The organism is Burkholderia catarinensis, assembly GCF_001883705.2.
GTDB classification, from domain to species: domain Bacteria; phylum Pseudomonadota; class Gammaproteobacteria; order Burkholderiales; family Burkholderiaceae; genus Burkholderia; species Burkholderia catarinensis.
Genome location: NZ_MDEQ02000073.1, coordinates 1 through 880, shown reverse-complemented (window position 1 = coordinate 880; position 880 = coordinate 1). Strand labels below are relative to the sequence as shown.

Sequence of the window (880 nt, the reverse complement as noted above, 5' to 3'; positions counted from 1 at the left end):
TCGTAGTCCGGATCGCACTCTGCAACTCGAGTGCGTGAAGCTGGAATCGCTAGTAATCGCGGATCAGCATGCCGCGGTGAATACGTTCCCGGGTCTTGTACACACCGCCCGTCACACCATGGGAGTGGGTTTTACCAGAAGTGGCTAGTCTAACCGCAAGGAGGACGGTCACCACGGTAGGATTCATGACTGGGGTGAAGTCGTAACAAGGTAGCCGTATCGGAAGGTGCGGCTGGATCACCTCCTTTCCAGAGCTTCTCGCAAAGTTGAGCGCTCACGCTTATCGGCTGTTGGTTAAGACAGACTCTTCTGTCTGCGGTTAAACCGGTTATAATGCCGGCCGCATTTTCCAATCTTCAATGATAAATATTCGAATGAGGTTTGTTCGAGTCTTTTTCATTGGCGATTGAGCCAGTCAGAGGATATCAACAGATATCGGCTGTCGTTCTTTAACAATCTGGAAGAAGTAAGTAATTTGGATAGCGGAAGCGTCTATGAGATGGACGTGGAAACTATCCGGGTTGTGATTGTATCGATGTATCTCAAGATGATTCGAACTTCATGTTCGGCTCAATTGGAATACGGCACAAATGCGAGAACTCAACCTGTAGCGACTGTAGCATTGAAAGATGAGACAGACTCGTTATAGGGTCAAGCGAACAAGTGCATGTGGTGGATGCCTTGGCGATCACAGGCGATGAAGGACGCGGTAGCCTGCGAAAAGCTACGGGGAGCTGGCAAACGAGCTTTGATCCGTAGATGTCCGAATGGGGAAACCCACTCCTTTTGGAGTATCCATGGCTGAATACATAGGCCATGTGAAGCGAACGCGGTGAACTGAAACATCTAAGTAACCGCAGGAAAAGAAATCAACCGAGAT

The 880-nt window shown here is 49.2% G+C and carries 2 rRNA genes; both read left to right on the top strand.

The window, feature by feature from the left end:
- A 16S ribosomal RNA gene (locus BFF94_RS37535) occupies positions 1–248 on the top strand; the annotation flags it as partial.
- Positions 249–649: 401 nt separating this feature from the next.
- Positions 650–880: ribosomal RNA gene (locus tag BFF94_RS37530) — 23S ribosomal RNA — on the top strand; the annotation flags it as partial.